At 73.6% G+C, this 15,206-nt stretch carries 9 protein-coding genes and 1 pseudogene; 6 read left to right on the forward strand and 4 right to left on the reverse strand.

What is annotated here, in order from left to right; all coding sequences use genetic code 11:
* The first annotated feature begins 217 nt into the window (after positions 1–217).
* The gene (locus tag AB0I10_RS28975) at positions 218–613 is read left to right on the forward strand and encodes a hypothetical protein (protein ID WP_363155600.1); all 396 of its coding nucleotides are present in this window, start codon (positions 218–220) and stop codon (positions 611–613) included.
* Here AB0I10_RS28975 and AB0I10_RS28980 read toward each other — a convergent pair.
* Positions 507–1,745 carry an FAD-dependent oxidoreductase gene (locus tag AB0I10_RS28980; protein ID WP_363155601.1) on the reverse strand — a complete coding sequence of 413 codons (1,239 nt, stop codon included), beginning with the start codon at positions 1,743–1,745 and terminating at the stop codon, positions 507–509. The genes AB0I10_RS28975 and AB0I10_RS28980 overlap by 107 nt on opposite strands.
* A complete protein-coding gene (locus tag AB0I10_RS28985; RefSeq protein WP_084770046.1) occupies positions 1,742–2,071 on the reverse strand; it encodes a bifunctional 3-phenylpropionate/cinnamic acid dioxygenase ferredoxin subunit in 330 nt (109 codons plus the stop codon). Before AB0I10_RS28985 ends, AB0I10_RS28980 begins: the two co-directional genes overlap by 4 nt.
* Positions 2,072–2,233: 162 nt before the next feature.
* Here AB0I10_RS28985 and AB0I10_RS28990 point away from each other — a divergent pair, with 162 nt between their 5' ends.
* From AB0I10_RS28990 to AB0I10_RS29010, 5 genes and pseudogenes are all read left to right on the forward strand, one after another.
* Positions 2,234–3,040, forward strand: coding sequence for an IclR family transcriptional regulator (locus AB0I10_RS28990; protein WP_363155602.1), 807 nt, complete (start codon positions 2,234–2,236; stop codon positions 3,038–3,040).
* Between the two features lie 328 nt (positions 3,041–3,368).
* Entirely contained in the window at positions 3,369–4,454 is a 1,086-nt protein-coding gene (locus tag AB0I10_RS28995) for an S-(hydroxymethyl)mycothiol dehydrogenase (protein WP_363155603.1), read from the forward strand.
* The gene (locus AB0I10_RS29000; protein ID WP_363155604.1) at positions 4,451–6,904 is read left to right on the forward strand and encodes an FAD-dependent oxidoreductase; all 2,454 of its coding nucleotides are present in this window, start codon (positions 4,451–4,453) and stop codon (positions 6,902–6,904) included. Before AB0I10_RS28995 ends, AB0I10_RS29000 begins: the two co-directional genes overlap by 4 nt.
* A gap of 23 nt (positions 6,905–6,927) precedes the next feature.
* Positions 6,928–8,103 (forward strand): N-methyl-L-tryptophan oxidase, encoded by a 1,176-nt coding sequence (gene solA / locus AB0I10_RS29005; protein ID WP_363155605.1) that lies wholly within the window; start codon positions 6,928–6,930, stop codon positions 8,101–8,103.
* A pseudogene (locus AB0I10_RS29010) lies at positions 8,100–9,212 on the forward strand (aromatic ring-hydroxylating dioxygenase subunit alpha); the annotation flags it as partial. The gene solA and the pseudogene AB0I10_RS29010, both read left to right, overlap by 4 nt.
* Here the strand turns inward: AB0I10_RS29010 and AB0I10_RS29015 are convergent.
* Both AB0I10_RS29015 and AB0I10_RS29020 read right to left on the reverse strand, forming a co-directional pair.
* Complete coding sequence (locus AB0I10_RS29015) at positions 9,199–13,968, reverse strand: hypothetical protein (RefSeq protein ID WP_363155606.1); 4,770 nt, start codon at positions 13,966–13,968, stop codon at positions 9,199–9,201. The pseudogene AB0I10_RS29010 and the gene AB0I10_RS29015 sit on opposite strands and share 14 nt — an antisense overlap.
* A gap of 70 nt (positions 13,969–14,038) precedes the next feature.
* Positions 14,039–14,875 carry a hypothetical protein gene (locus tag AB0I10_RS29020; protein WP_363155609.1) on the reverse strand — a complete coding sequence of 279 codons (837 nt, stop codon included), beginning with the start codon at positions 14,873–14,875 and terminating at the stop codon, positions 14,039–14,041.
* Positions 14,876–15,206 lie beyond the last annotated feature (331 nt).

The raw sequence follows: 15,206 nt of genomic DNA on the forward strand, positions 1-15,206 counted from the left end.
AACCCGCCCGGTATGGCGGCCGGGGATAGGACGGGGTTATCGGGCGGAGTGGGTAGCCAGGTGGCCGGTTTTACGCGGCCCCGGGGAACTCCGCGCCGGGCCGGTGCGTGACCATGAGGGTGGACGGGGTTCGGCACCCCGGGAGTGTATCCGGCGAAATCCGGGCATCAGCCCAGGAGTCGGACACGCGGGAGAGTGCGGGGAGTGTGACGCGTTCATGGACACCGGCAGGCGTGCCTTGTGGGAAGTGGAGCCGGCGACCCGGCGCCGGATGGCCGATCCGGTGCGTACGGCCGCGGTGCGCGCCGTCATCATCGTGGCGCTCACGCTGGTGCAGGCCATGGTCGCCTTTCTGAGCACGCTGGCGAGTTCCTGGCTGGCGTTCCCCGCCGTGATCAGCACCGTCGCCAGCACCGTGGTCGCGACCTGGGCGGTGCTGGACGTATGGGTGACCCGGCAGGTGTGGGTGCAGCGCCACGGCGTGCAGTCGCAACCGAGCAGTACGGCTAGGGAGTTGCGCCGCGAACGGCGGCGGGAGCGCCGGCGGGACCGTCGGCAGGAACAGCGGGAGCCGCAGGACGGCCCGCAGAGAGTCGACGGCGCAGCCGCATGAACGGCCGGGGGCGGTTGACGGCGAAGGCCGCGGTGAGCTCGCCGTCGCGTTCATAGACGGCGAGCAGGCTGCCCTCCTCGGGGCCGCCCTCGATGATGCGTACGGTGTCCTTCGGGCCGCGGTGGCCGGCCAGTTGGATTCTGCTGCCGTACTGGTCGGACCAGAAGTAGGGCGGGTCGGTGTGCCGGGCGACGGTGGTGCCGGCCAGCAGGTTGCGGACGGCGACGGCGGGCTGTTCGGTGGCGCTGGTCCAGTGCTCGGCGCGCAGTTCGCCGTAGCGTGCGACGTCTCCGGCGGCGACGACCTGCGGCAGGGTGCTCACCCCGCCCTCGTCGCAGCGCACGCCGTCGCGCAGGGCGACGGGTGAGGGCGCCAGCCAGTCGGTGGCAGGGCGGACTCCGATGCCGACGATCACCGCGTCGGCGGCCAGCAGCCGGCCGTCCGCGAGTTCGACGCCGGTGACCCGGGGTTCGCCGGCGTCCGCCCGCAGCGCCTTTACGCCGGTGCCGCAGAGCAGGCGTACCCGGTGGTCGGCATGCAGACGCGCGCAGAACTCTGCCATTTCCAGGCCGAGTTGGGGAACCAGCGGCAGCGGGACCGCTTCCACGATCGTGACGTCGGCCCCGAGTCCGGCGCACGTCGAGGCGACCTCGGCGCCGATGAATCCGCCGCCGATCACCACCACCTGCCGCGCGCCGGCGTGCAGTTCGGCGCGCAGCGCCAGCGCGTCGTCCAGGGTGCGCAGGGTTTGGACGCCGTTGAGCGGCGGCCCCGGCAGAGTGCGGGGCACCGCTCCGGTGGCGATCACCACGCCGTCGGTGACGATCCGGCGGCCGTCGGCGAGCAGCACCGCGCGGCCGGCCGCATCGAGGCCCACGGCGGGGGTGCCCAGCAGCCATTCGGCGGCCAGTTCCGCCTCCTCCTCGGCGTCGGAGAGCGCCAGGGCGCCCGCTTCGGCGGCGGGTTCGCCCGGCTCCCGGGCCAGGAAGTCCTTGGACAACGGCGGCCGGTCATACGGGCGGTGGCGTTCGGCACCGATGACGACCAGGCGGCCGTCGAAGCCCTGTGACCGGAGGGCCCTGGCCGCGTACAGGCCGGCCAGGGACGCTCCGACGATGGTGACGGTCCTCATGCCACGGCCTCTTCCCGGACGGCGGGCCGGACATGGATCATCCCGTCCAGCACACTGACCTCATGCGTCCGCACGGGCCGGCGGGCGGGCAGGCAGGTCGGTGCGCCGGTGCGCAGGTCGAACAGGGCCGCATGCAGCGGGCATTCCACGAAGCAGCCCTCGACCCAGCCCTCGGAGAGCGAGGCGTCCTGGTGGCTGCAGGTGTCGTCGACGGCGTAGAAACCGCCCTCGGCGTGGAACACGGCGATGGCCGGTGTGGCGTCGTCGATCTCGATCCGTACGGACTCGCCCTCGGGCAGATCCTCGATGCGGCAGACGGGAATCATCTGGCCCCCCTCGCGCTGATCGGTATCATGGCGTTTTGAATAACGCATCGCAGAGCGCGATGCGCAACAGAATCCAAGCCGGGGAGCGGGCCGTCAAGGGCTTCCCGGAGACATGCCCTCTTACGTGCCCGAAGGGGCCACCGGGTGGTGACGCAAAGACCCATGTCGAACACGAGCGAGACGGCCGACGACCGGTCCGAGGAGCGACGCGGCGGGGCGGGATCCGTCCAGTCCGTGGACCGCGCGGTGAGCGTTCTGGAGATCCTGGCCCGGATGGGCGAGGCCGGGGTGACGGAGATTTCCGAGGAGCTGGGAGTCCATAAATCGACCGCGTTCCGGATCTTGGGTGTGCTGGAGCACCGCGGGCTGGTGGAGCAGGAGAAGGAGCGCGGGAAGTACTTCCTGGGCGCCGGGGTGCTGCGGCTGGCCGGCGCCGCGGCGATCCGGCTGGACATCTCGCAGGAGGGTCAGCCGGTGTGCCGGGCGCTCGCCGACGACACCGGGGAGACCGCCAACATCGCGGTGCTGGACGGCGATGCGGCGGTCAACATCATGCAGGCCAGAGGCGCCGCCGCGGTCACCGCGTACAACTGGCTCGGCCGCCGCACCCCGCTGCACGCCACCGCCAGCGGCAAGGTGCTGCTGGCGCATCTGCCCCGTGAGCGCCGGGAGGCCCTGGTGACCCGCAAGCTGGCGCGGTTCACCGAGAACACCGTGACCACACCGGCCACGCTGCGCACCCAGCTGACGGCCGCCTTCGAGGACGGATTCGCCTGCACCACCGAGGAGTTGGAGATCGGGCTGAACGCGGTGGCGGCGCCGGTCCGGGCGCACGACGGCGCGGTCATCGGGGCGATCGGCGTCTCCGGGCCCGCCTACCGCATGGAGCGGTCGCTGCTCCCTGAACTCGCGGAACGGTCCGCGAAGGCCGCCGCCGAGCTCTCCCGCCGTATGGGGTACGCGGGTTAGGGCCTTCCGCCCCTGACCCATCGGACAGGCCTTAAGGGCCTTCCGCCCTGATCCACCCGACAGGCCCCGAGCCTGAACACCCGGGCACGCCCGCGGACCCGGCAGCGAAAAATCACCTCTTGACGGATCCCTGGCGGACTTCCAGCATGTCTCTCATGGCGCAACACAGCGCGCCATGGGCAACAGCAGGGGGTGTGGGCGGAGCTCCGCCCGCACCATCCCCCGCTCTCCGCGCAACGCACCACCACAACCCCCCTCACAGGCATCCGTGCCAACTCCACGCGCACCCGCCCCTGCCCTCATGGCAGGCGCTGTTTAGGAGTGAGACATGCCGCACGAAGCCCGCGCCGTCGTCGCCGTCAAGAAGGGCGCGCCCGTCGAGGTGCTGCCGATCCTCGTACCCGATCCCGGTCCGGGCGACGTGCTCGTGACCGTCCAGGCGTGCGGGGTGTGCCACACCGATCTGCACTACCGCGACGGCGCGATCGGTGAGGAATTCCCCTATCTGCTCGGCCATGAGGCGGCCGGTGTCATCGAGGCCGTCGGCCCCGGTGTCACGGACCTGGCCCCCGGCGACTATGTGGTGCTCGCCTGGCGGGCGCCCTGCGGCCAGTGCCGCTCCTGCCACCGCGGCCGCCCCTGGTACTGCTTCGACTCCCGCAACGCCGGCCGGCCGATGACCCTGCTGGACGGCACCCCGCTGACCGCGGCCCTGGGCATCGGCGCGTTCGCCGAGAAGACCCTGGTCGCCGCCGGGCAGGCGGTGAAGGTCGACCCGTCTGCGCGCCCGGAGGCGGCGGGGCTGATCGGCTGCGGGGTGATGGCCGGATACGGCGCGGCCGTGCACACCGGGGCCGTGGGCAGCGGCGACACCGTCGCCGTCATCGGCTGCGGCGGGGTCGGCAACGCCGCCATCGCCGGCGCCTCCCGGGCCGGCGCGCGCCGGGTCATCGCCGTCGACATCGACGACGGCAAGCTGGACGCCGCCGAGCGGTTCGGGGCCACCGACACGGTCAACTCCCGTGGTACGGACCCCATCGAGGCGGTCCGCGCGCTCACCGCCGGGCACGGCGCCGATGTGGTGATCGACGCGGTGGGCCGCCCCGAGACCTACCGGCAGGGGTTCTATATGCGCGATCTGGCCGGCACGCTCGTCCAAGTCGGCGTCCCCGGCCCGGAGATGACGATCGAGCTGCCGCTGATCGATCTGTTCGCCCGCGGCGGCGCCCTGAAGTCGTCCTGGTACGGCGACTGCCTGCCCAGCCGCGACTTCCCCGTCCTGATCGACCTGTATCTGAGCGGCAAGCTGAACCTGGACCGCTTCGTCAGCGAGACCATCGGCCTGCAGGACATCGAACCGGCCTTCGCGAAGATGCAGCGCGGCGAGGTCCTGCGTTCGGTGGTGGCCCTGTGACCGCCCGCACGGGCGCGCCCCGCATCGTCATCATCGGCGCCGGCATCGTCGGCTGCTCGCTGGCCGACGAACTGACCGCGCGCGGCCGGCGCGACGTCACCGTGCTGGAGCAGGGCCCGCTGCACGCCCCCGGCGGCTCCACCTCACACGCCCCCGGCCTGGTCTTCCGCACCAACACCTGCCGGACGATGACCGAACTCGCCGCGTACACCGTGGAGAAGTTCTCCGGGCTGACGGAGAACGGCCGGCCATGCTTCGACGCGGTGGGCGGGCTGGAGGTCGCGACCAGCCCGGAACGCTGGGCCGATCTGCACCGTAAGGCCGGTCTGGCGGCGTCCTGGGGCATCGAGGGCGAGCTGGTCTCCGCGCGGCGGTGCGCCGAACTGTGGCCGCTGCTGGACGCGTCGAAGGTGCTCGGCGGCTTCCATACGCCCGGCGACGGACTGGCCCGCGCGCTACCGGCCTCCCGCGTCCAGGCCGCGCGGGCCACCGCACGCGGCGCCCGCTTCCTGGACCGGCACACCGTGACCGGCATCGAGCGCGCGAACGGCCGGGTGACCGGCGTGGTCACCGACCGGGGCACCTTCCCCGCCGATCTCGTCGTCTCCGCCGCCGGCTTCTGGGGACCGGTGATCGGCGCGATTGCGGGCGGCGGCGTCGAGGTACCGCTGCTGCCGCTGGCGCATCAATACGCGACGACCACGGCGGTCCCGGGGCTGGACGGCCGGCGCCCGATCCTGCGCTTCCAGGACCGTGATCTGTATTTCCGCGAGCACCTGGACGAGAGCTCCGGACGTGTGCAGATGGGCGTCGGCTCCTACGCCCACCGTCCGCTGCCCGTGGACCCGTACACGGTCCCCGGCTACGACGACGCCCCCGTCATGCCGTCCTCCCTGCCCTTCACCCCCGACGATTTCGCACCCAGCTGGGAGGACGCCGCCTGGCTGCTGCCCGCCCTGGCCGGCAGCCGCGTCGCGGACGGCTTCAACGGGGTCTTCTCCTTCACCCCGGACGGGATGCCGCTGCTCGGCGAGTCCCGTGAGCTGCGCGGATTCTGGCTGGCCGAAGCGGTCTGGGTCACCCACTCCGCGGGCGCCGCGAAGGCGGTCGCCGAGTGGATGACGGACGGCAGGCCCGGCATCGACCTGCACGGCTGCGAAGTGTCCCGCTTCGAGGGCGCCCAGCGCTCCCCCGCGTATGTCCGCGAGCGCGGCAAGCAGCAGTTCACCGAGGTCTACGACGTCATCCACCCGCTGCAACCGGCGGGCCGGCCGCGGCCGCTGCGGGTCAGTCCCTGGTACGCCCGGCAGCAGGAGCTCGGCGGGTACTTCCTGGAGGGCGGCGGCTGGGAACGCCCGCACTGGTTCGAGGCCAACGCCGAGCTGGCACGGGGCCTGGAACTCCCAGAGCGGGACGCCTGGTCGGCGCGGCACTGGTCGCCGGTCGTGGCGGCGGAGGCGCGCGCCACCCGGGAGCGGGTCGCGCTCTACGACATGACGCCGCTGCGCCGGCTGGAGGTCACCGGGCCCGGCTCGCTGGAGTTCCTCCAGCGGATGACCACCAACCAGCTGGCGAAGAAGCCCGGTGCGGTGACGTACACGCTGCTGCTGGACGCGGCGGGCGGGGTGCGCAGCGATCTGACCGTGGCCCGGCTCGGCGCGGACCGCTTCCAGATCGGCGTCAACAGCCCCGCGGACCTGGAGTGGCTGACCGATCATGCGCCCGAGGGAGTCGCGGTCCGCGACATCACGTCCGGCACCTGCTGCATCGGCGTGTGGGGCCCGCTCGCCCGCGATCTGGTCCAGCCGCTCACCGGGGCGGACTTCTCGCACCGCGGCTTCGGCTACTTCAAGGCGAAGGAGGCGTACATCGGCGAGGTGCCGGTGACGGCGATGCGGTTGAGTTACGTCGGTGAGCTGGGCTGGGAGCTCTACACCGGCGCCGATCTGGGGCTGCGCCTCTGGGACACGCTGTGGCAGGCCGGGCAGCGCCTCGGGGTGCTCGCGGCCGGCCGCGGCGCCTTCAACAGCCTCCGCCTGGAGAAGGGCTATCGCGCCTGGGGCCAGGACATGACCACCGAGCACAACCCCTATGAAGCCGGGCTCGGTTGGGCCGTGAAGCGGGACAAGGGCGATTTCGTGGGGCGCGCGGCCCTGGAGGGACTGTCGCAGGACGGTGCGCGGCGGCGCCTGGTGTGTCTGACGCTGGACGACCCGGCCGCGGTCGTGCTGGGCAGTGAACCGGTGTACCTGGACGGCGTACCGGCCGGCTATGTCACCAGCGCGGCGTACGGCTACTCCATCGGGCGGGCGATCGCCTACGCCTGGCTGCCGGCCGCCGCGGCCACCCCCGGCACCGCCGTACATCTGGAGTACTTCGGCGAGAAGGTCCCGGCGACGGTCCGCGCCGAACCGCTCTTCGACCCGTCCATGGACCGCATCCGCCGCTAGGCGCTGTCCCTAGGAAGGCCAGCATGTCCCCCTCTTATGACGTGATCGTGCTCGGACTCGGCGGCATGGGCAGCGCCGCCGTCCACCATCTGGCCGCGCGCGGCGCCCGCGTGCTGGGACTGGAGAAATTCGGCCCGGTGCATCAGCGCGGCTCCAGCCACGGCGGCTCCCGCATCACCCGGCAGTCCTATTTCGAGGATCCCGCGTATGTCCCGCTCCTGCTGCGCTCCTACGAGCTGTACGACCGGCTGGAGCGGGACACCGGCCGTCGGGTGGCGACGCTGTGCGGCGGGGTGATGCTCGGGCGGCCGGAGAGCCGTACCGTCGCCGGCTCGCTGCTCTCCGCACGGACCTGGGACCTGCCGCACGAGATGCTGGACGCCAAGGAGATCCGGCGCCGCTTCCCGACCATGACCCCGGCCGCGGACGAGGTCGCGCTGTACGAGGCGCGGGCCGGGCTCGTCCGCCCCGAGAACACCGTCGCCGCGCAGCTCCAGCTCGCCACCCGCGGCGGCGCCGACCTGCACTTCCAGGAGCCGGTGACCCGCTGGGAGGCGCTGCCCGGTGGCCGCGGGGTGCGCGTGCACACCCCCGAAGACACCTATACGGCGGGCCAGTTGGTGGTCTGCCCCGGTGCCTGGGCGCCTCAGCTGCTGGCCGATCTCGGTGTGCCGTTCATCATCGAGCGGCAGGTCATGTACTGGTTCGCCCCCGACGGCGGCACCGCCCGATACAGCCCCGACGGGCACCCCGTCTACATCTGGGAGGACGCGGCGGGCGTCCAGATCTACGGCTTCCCGGCGATCGACGGGCCGGACGGCGGCACGAAGGTGGCGTTCTTCCGCAAGGGCACCGTCTGCACCCCGGAGACCATCGAGCGGACCGTCCACGACGACGAGGTGTGGGCCATGGCCGACCAGGTGGGGCGGCTGCTGCCCGGCCTGCCGGGACGCTTCCTGAAGGCCGCCACCTGTATGTACAGCAACACCCCTGACGAGCATTTCGTCATCACCCGGCATCCCGCCCACCCCGACGCCGTCACCGTCGCCTGCGGTTTCTCCGGCCATGGCTTCAAGTTCGTGCCGGTGGTCGGCGAGATCCTCGCCGATCTGGCGCTGGCCGGCGGGACCGGGCATCCCATCGAGCTGTTCGACCCCGGCCGGCTGACCGCCGCGCCCGCGCACGGAGGTGCCCGATGACCCTCGCCCCCGTATCCCCCAGCCTGCTCGCCACCCTGGCGGGGCGGATGTACACCGACGCCGGAGTGTTCGCCCGGGAGCAGGAGCGGATCTTCGAGTCGCTGTGGTTCTGCGCCGTCCGCGCCGCCGATCTGGAACGGCCGGGCGCCTACCGTACGGTCCAGGTCGGCCGGGAGAGCGTGCTGATCACCCGCAATCGCCGGGGCGGCTTCGGGGCTTTCCTGAACGTGTGCCGGCACCGCGGCGCCCGGCTGTGTACCGAGGAGTCCGGCGAGGTGCGGCGCAACCTCCAATGCCCGTACCACGCCTGGACATACGACCTGGACGGGCGGCTGGTGGCCGCGCCCAATCTCCAGCGGATGCCGGATGTGGACCGCGGCGAACGCGGTCTGCTGCCGGTGCGGCTGCGGGAGTGGCTGGGCTATGTGTGGGTGTGCCTGGCCGATGAGCCGCCGTCCTTCGAGGAGACGGTGATCGCCGCGGTCACCGAGCGGCTGGGCGAACCGGCGGCCGTGGAGCGCTACGCGGTCGACGGGCTCGCGCTCGGCCGGCGGATCCGCTACGACGTGGCCGCCAACTGGAAGCTGATCGTCGAGAACTTCATGGAGTGCTACCACTGCGCGACCATCCACCCGGAACTGACCGAGGTGCTCCCGGAGTTCGCGGACGGGTTCGCCGCACAGTACTTCGTGGGGCACGGCGCGGAGTTCGCGGCGGAGGCCGAGGGGTTCACCATCGACGGCGGCGGCGGCTTCACGCCGTTCGCGGGCATCGCCGAGGAGCAGGACCGCCGCTACTACGCCATCACGGTCCGCCCGCAGGTCTTCGTCAACCTCGTGCCCGACCATGTCATCGTGCACCGGATGTTCCCGATGGCCGCGGACCGCACCGTCGTCGAATGCGACTGGCTGTACGCACCCGACGTCGTCGCCTCCGGCGCGGACCTCTCCCGCTCCGTGGAGCTGTTCCACCGGGTCAACGCGCAGGACTTCGCGGCCTGCGAGCGCACCCAGCCCGCGATGGGCTCCCGGGCCTACCGCGCCGGCGGGGTGCTCGTCCCCAGCGAGCACCACATCGGCGAGTTCCACCAGTGGGTCAGCGGGCGTCTCCACCCGGCGGAGCCTCATCAGGAGCCGTACCCGGAGTCCCGTCCGGCTCCGCCGGCTGCTGAACCGGCGGCTGCGGCGGCTCTTCCGGACGGCGGTACATACGCGTCGCCGTGATCTGGCCGTGCACCGGCTCCGCGGCCGGATCCTGCTGCGGCAGGCCCGGCCGCAGATGCTCCTCGACGCTGATGTACTTCAGCCCCGCCCGCAGGTCCGCGTCATTGCGCAGCCGGATGACCAGCGGGAACTCGGCGAGCGCGGTGGTGTCGAACAGGCCGGTGGTGTAGAGCAGCTGGACGCCCAGCGCGTCGGCGACGGCGCGCTGGAGCTCCAGCAGATAGGTGGCGTTGGCGCGGCCGATGGGGTTGTCGAGGAACAGGGTGCCGGCGTGCCGCTGCTTGTCGCGGCCGCGGTCGTTGCTGCGGAGCGCCGCCATCGTGCAGTACAGGGCGATCGCGGCGGTCAGCAGCTGGCCGCCGGAGAACACATCGCCCATCTGCCCGACGGGCACCCGCTCGGCGCGCAGCACCGCGTCCGGCTTGAGGATCTCGACGGCCACGCCGCGCGGCTGGAGCGCGGCCCCGACCCCGCGCAGCAGCAGGGACATACCGTCCCGCCGCAGATCGCTGTTCTTCTTGACGGCGGAGCGGGTCGCCTCGTCGATGACCTCGCCGAGGCGCTCGGTGAGCGTGGCCTGGTCCGGGTCCTCGAAGCGGATGCGCAGGAACTCCTGGCCCGACCACTCTCCCAGGCCCTCGGGCAGCCGGGACAGTCGCTGGGCCGAGCGCAGCGTGGTCAGCGAGGACTCCACGAGGCCGCGGAGCCGGTCGACGATGCTGTCGCGGTTGCGCTCCAGCTGCGCCAGCTCGTCGGTGAGCACCCGCAGCCGGGGCGCGAAGGCGTCCGCCCACTTGACGGCGTGGTCCGGCAGCGCGGCGGCGGGCAGTTCGCGGATCTGCTGCCGGGCCGGGGTGCGGACCTGTTCGTAGCGGGTGGAGTTGGCGTGCCGTACGAGGACGTCACTGGCCTCACGGACCGCGGCCTCGGCGGCGGAGAGGTCGGTGGCGCAACCGCGCAGCGAGCGGCGGGATTCGGCGGCGGCCTGCCGGGCCTCCTCCAGCCGCCCCGCGTACGGCTCGGGCTGCTCGCCCGCCGTCGCGCCACCGTGCTGCGCGGGATCGTGGTGGTCGCGGAGCAGATCGCGCAGCAGGGCCGCGGTCTCGTCGAAGCCGCCGGCCGCGTCCTCGGCGGCGCGGTGGGCGCGCAGCAGCTCGTCGTGCTGCGCGCGGGCGCCGTCCAACGCCTCGGTGGCGGTGGCCAGTTCGGCGTTCGCGGTGCGCAGGAGCTCCTTGGCGCGGTCGGCGTCCGCGGGGACCATACCGTCGGGCAGCTCGGTGTGTGCGTCGCCGTCGGTCGGGGCCAGCCGCTCGGCCTCGCCGCGCAGCCGGCCGAGCTGCTCGCTGGCGGCGGACGCCCGGGTCTCCAGCATCTGGACGAGCGATTCGGCGCGGGCGGCGGCGGCCTGCCGGGACGGGCCGTCGGCGGCGTCCGGGCTCTCCAGGAGCTGCTCGGCGCGGGTGCGGACCTTGTTGGTGAGGCGGTTCAACTCGGCCAGGGCGGCGCTCTCGTCGCCCTCGGCGCGGGCTTGTTCGGCCCGCAGGTCGGCGCCGACGCCGACCTTCTCGTAGAGCTGGGAGGCGGCGCGGTAGGCCTCGCGCAGCGCGGGCAGGGAGCTGCCGGCCCGTTCCGGGGCCTCGGCGGCCTCGTCGGGGTCATCCGGTACTCCGGCGATCTCGGCGCGCTCGGCGCGCAGCGCGCGGGCGGTGCGGCGGGCGTCGTCGGCGGCGCGCTGGGCGGCCCTGCGGTCCTCGTCGGCGGCCCGCGCGCGGTCCACGCATTCCTCGGCGCGGGCCTCGAACTCGGCTGCCTCGTCGGCGAGTTCACGCAGTCGTGACTGCCACCCGGCGCGCTCGCGCAGCCGGTGGGCGAGCCCCGCGAGGACGTCCGCGACACGGCGGGCGCGCTGCGCGGCCTCCTGGCGCTCGTCGCGCACCCGGGTGGCCTCCGCCGCGACCTCGTCGGCCTCGGCGCGGACCGTACGGGCCTCGGCCAGCCCGTCCGCCGCCTCGTCCGCGGCCGTACGGGCGGACTCTGCATCGGCGGCCAGTTCGGTAAACCGGCCGGCCGGGCAGCCGGCGCGCCACGATGTGAGCCGGGCGGCCAGGGCGCGGTCACCGGAGAGCCGGGCGGCCAGCGCGCGGATCTCCTCATCGCGCTCGATGGCGCGGGCGCGCAGCGTCTGCCGCTCCTCGTCCGCTGCCGATTCGTCGTGCATCGCCGGGTTCGGCGTTACGAGGAAAACGCTGTAGACGCCCGTGTCCCGCTCGTCGGGGGCGGGCGTGGGCGCGAGCAGCGCTGCGGCCGTGCCGACGGCGACTGCGGAACGCGGCAGCAGCGCGGCCTGGGCGAGGACTTCACGGGCCCGCGCGTGGGTGTCGGGGTCCGTGATGATCACGCCGTCGACGAGCTCGGGGCGGGCGGCCAGCACCCGGGCGTGGTCGGCGGGGTCGACGGACTGGGCGAGATAGCGCCAGCCGGGCAGCGCGGGGACGCCGTGCTCACCCAGGTACTCCACGGCGGCCAGCACATCGGGGCCCGGGGGCAGCAGCCCGCCGTCGCCCAGCGCACCGAGGATCCGCGCGTCGTCGGCCGCGGCCGTCCGCAGATCGAACAGCTGCCGCTCGGCGGCGGCGACGCCCTCCTCCAGCAGCTCCCGCAGCGCATCCGCGTTGCGGTCCAGCTCTTCGGCGGTGAGCGGGCCTGCGGCGGGGCGGCGCGGGGCGCCGGTGACCGCACCGGAGGACGGTGTCCGGGGGCCGGGCAGCCCCATGGACTTCGCCTCGGACTGCGGGAGTCCGAGGAGGTCGGCCAGCCGCTGCTCGGCGCCGATGGATTCGGCGGCGCGGCGCTCGGCGTCGTATGCGCGCTCCGCGGCCTGGGCCGCGTCCTCGGCGCGGGCGGCGGCCAGCTCCGCGGCGGAGTGCCGCGCGGTGGCCTCCCGGGCGCGGTCGGTGGACTGCCGGGCGGCCTCGCGGGCCGAATCCCAGGCCGCTACGGCGCTCTTCTCGGCGTCGGAGGCGGCGAGCGCGGCACGGGCCGGGTCGGCATCCGGAGCGGTGTCGTCCAGCCAGCCGGCCTGGACTGCTTCGGTGGTCTCCTGGGCGACTTCGGCGAGACGCTGCTTGAGGTGGTCGGCCTCGCTGCGGGCGCGCTGGGCGTGGGTGGCGGCGGCGGTCGCGTCGCGGTGCGCCGATTCGCCGGCCTCCTGGAGGGCCGCGGAACGCTCCTCGCCTTCGTTGGCGATCCCCTCCCCCGCCTCGGCAGCCGCGTGCAGCGCCCGTACGAGGTCGGCGGCGGCGGTGGCACGGGCGGCGAGTGCCGGGGCGGCGTCCCGCTCGGCCTCGCGGATGGCGGCGGCGACCCGCGCGGAGCGGTCGGCCGCGGCGCGGTGGCGCAGCGCGATCTCAGCGGCCTGCCAGGCGCTGTACAGCGTACGGGCATCGTTCAGCTCGCGGCGCTGGGCGGCGGCGCCCTTCTCGGCGGCGGCCAGCGCCAGCGAGGCGTGCCGGTAGGCGATTTCGGCGGAGACCAGGGAGCGGCGCTCGCGGGTGCGCTCGGCGTCGGTGACGCGGTGCGCCGCGGCGGCGACCTGTTCGGCCAGCTCGGCGGCCCGGCCGCGCTCCTCGGTGCCGCGGGCGTGCAGCCGCTGGGCGAGACCGCGGGTGCGGCGCTCGGCGCCGGCGTGCACCTCACGGGCCTGTTCGCGGTGCTCGGCGGCCTCGGCGATGCGCGAGAGCAGGTCCAGGGAGCCGGCGGTGAAGTCCCGCTCGGCGGTGAGCTCGGCGCGTCGGCCGAGCTTGTGGGCGAAGCCGTGCACCAGGTCGGCGAGGCCGTCGGTGTCGCGGGTGTCGGTGACGGCGCGCAGCAGCAGGTCGGTGAAGTCGGAGTCGTTCTTGACCGCGAACAGGCCGGCGGCCTCGCCCTCGTCGGCGTTCATCTCACGCTGGTAGCGGAAGAGCTCCGGGTCCAGGCCGAGGACGCCGAGGTGTTCGTTCCAGCGCTCGTGGATCTCTTCCCAGACGACGTCGAGATTCGGGTAGTTCTTCCCGGCCTCGGTGAGGACGTCGCGGAAGCCCTTCATCGTGCGGCGGCGGCCCTGCGCGCCGGAGGCTCCCTCGCCGTGCTCGTGGCGGGGCCGGACGATGGTCGCCTCGGCGACGGGCAGCGAGTCCAGGCTCATCCCGGGCCCCGGCCGGAAGCTGTACCAGGCCTCGGCGAACTTCCTCGGGTCGTTGGAGACCTGCCGCCCCCGCCATTCGCTGACCTTGCCGACGACGACGCTCTCGCCGGTGAGGACGTGCTGCCACTCCAGGGCGACGTGCCCGCAGTCGTCGGCGAGCAGGAACTTGCGCAGCACGCCGGAGCTGGCGCCGCCGAGGGTGTTGCGGTGACCCGGCAGCATCACCGAGAAGATCAGCTTCAGCAGGACGGACTTGCCGCCGCCGTTCTCCAGGAAGAGGACGCCCGCGGGGGCCGGCCGGCGCGGCGGACCGACCGGTTCGTCCTCGAAGAAGTCCGCCTGGGCCGGGGCCGGTTGGGGCACGGGCGCGCCGACTCCGCGCAGGTCCAGCACGGTGTCGGCATAGCGCGCACCGGCGGGCCCGATGGAGTAGAGACGGACCCGGGACAGCTCGTACATGGCGGACTCTCGTTGTCGTGGCGGCTGGTGAGGGCGGGCGGGCAGGGCGGGTGGTGGTCGTCCGAGCTGGTCAGCCGGAGTGGAAGGGCAGACCCGCGTCGGAGACCAGGTCGAGGTCGTCGGTGTCCTCGCCGGGCAGCAGCGAGGCGCTGCCATCGGCGACCGGGACCACGCCCAGATCCAGCAGCTCGGCCATGGCGGCGCTGCCGGCCATGTCGCGGACCTGGAGCTGGTAGCGGGCCGTGGTGCGGTAGGCGCCGCCGGCGTCGTCGCCGGTGCGCTGGAGGAAGCCGGAGTCCACGAGGAAGGTGACGGCCTTGGCGATGATGCCGGTGGTCGAACCGGCCAGCCGTCGGGCGTCCTTGGTGGCGCCGGTCGCGCTGCGCCGGGCGTAGACCCGCCAGGCGGATTCCAGGCCGGGGGCATCGGTGGTCGGGTCGGTGTTCTCGCCCGCCTGCTCGGCGCGCTCCTCCAGGCGGCGGCAGGCCTGCCGGACGAAGGCATCGACGCCGTTGACGGTGATCCGGCCGATGTAGCCGTCGTCGGCGAGGTCTTCGGGGCGCGGGAAGGCCAGTGCGGCGACGGCGAGATGCGCCAGGCCGTGCAGGAAGCGGTCGGCGGAGTCGGCGGAGGCCCGGCGGGCGTAGTCGCCCATCCGGACCGCGAAGACGGAGTCCTCGGCGGCGGTGACGGCCATCCCGGCGCGGGTGGAGACCTCCAGCACGATCAGGCCGAGCCCGGTGGCGACGGCGTCGGCGAGCCGGGCGAAGGCGGGATCGTCCCGATAGCGGCGCAGCAGCTCGGCGTATTCGGCGTCGCGGGCGGGCATCAGCTTGGGCTGCAACCCGAAGGAGACCAGCCGTGCGGCGTCGGCGGCGTCGGCGGGAGTGACCGGGGCGGGACCCACGGCGCCCGGCGTCTCGTCCGCCGGAGCGCCCCAGCGCGGTGTCTCCTCGGTCGGCGCGCCCCGGCCCGCCGCCTCGCCCGGGGCGTACGTCAGCTCCGGCGGTGCCGGGTCTGCGGCGTCGTAGTCGGTCACGGTTGAAGCTCCTTGTGCGGGGTCCGGACGGCCGGGTGGTGGTCGGTGCTAGGGCCTGTCCGGTGGGTCAGGGTCGGAAAGGTCGCGGCGTCTGGTGCGGTGCCTCGCAAGGCGCCGGAGCGGCCCGATAGCGGAGCTATTGGGACGTTTCGGCAACGCCGCGAGGTGCCGTGCCAGACGCCGCGGGCCCGGCCATGAC

Source organism: Streptomyces sp. NPDC050636 (assembly GCF_040654775.1).
Classification (GTDB): domain Bacteria; phylum Actinomycetota; class Actinomycetes; order Streptomycetales; family Streptomycetaceae; genus Streptomyces.

What these genes read in the sequence shown, in the direction of transcription:
- AB0I10_RS28975 (WP_363155600.1), top strand. Translation starts at nt 218, where the DNA reads ATGGACACCGGCAGGCGTGCCTTGTGGGAAGTGGAGCCGGCGACCCGG.
- AB0I10_RS28980 (WP_363155601.1), bottom strand. Translation starts at nt 1,745, where the DNA reads ATGAGGACCGTCACCATCGTCGGAGCGTCCCTGGCCGGCCTGTACGCG.
- AB0I10_RS28985 (WP_084770046.1), bottom strand. Translation starts at nt 2,071, where the DNA reads ATGATTCCCGTCTGCCGCATCGAGGATCTGCCCGAGGGCGAGTCCGTA.
- AB0I10_RS28990 (WP_363155602.1), top strand. Translation starts at nt 2,234, where the DNA reads ATGTCGAACACGAGCGAGACGGCCGACGACCGGTCCGAGGAGCGACGC.
- AB0I10_RS28995 (WP_363155603.1), top strand. Translation starts at nt 3,369, where the DNA reads ATGCCGCACGAAGCCCGCGCCGTCGTCGCCGTCAAGAAGGGCGCGCCC.
- solA (WP_363155605.1), top strand. Translation starts at nt 6,928, where the DNA reads ATGTCCCCCTCTTATGACGTGATCGTGCTCGGACTCGGCGGCATGGGC.
- AB0I10_RS29015 (WP_363155606.1), bottom strand. Translation starts at nt 13,968, where the DNA reads ATGTACGAGCTGTCCCGGGTCCGTCTCTACTCCATCGGGCCCGCCGGT.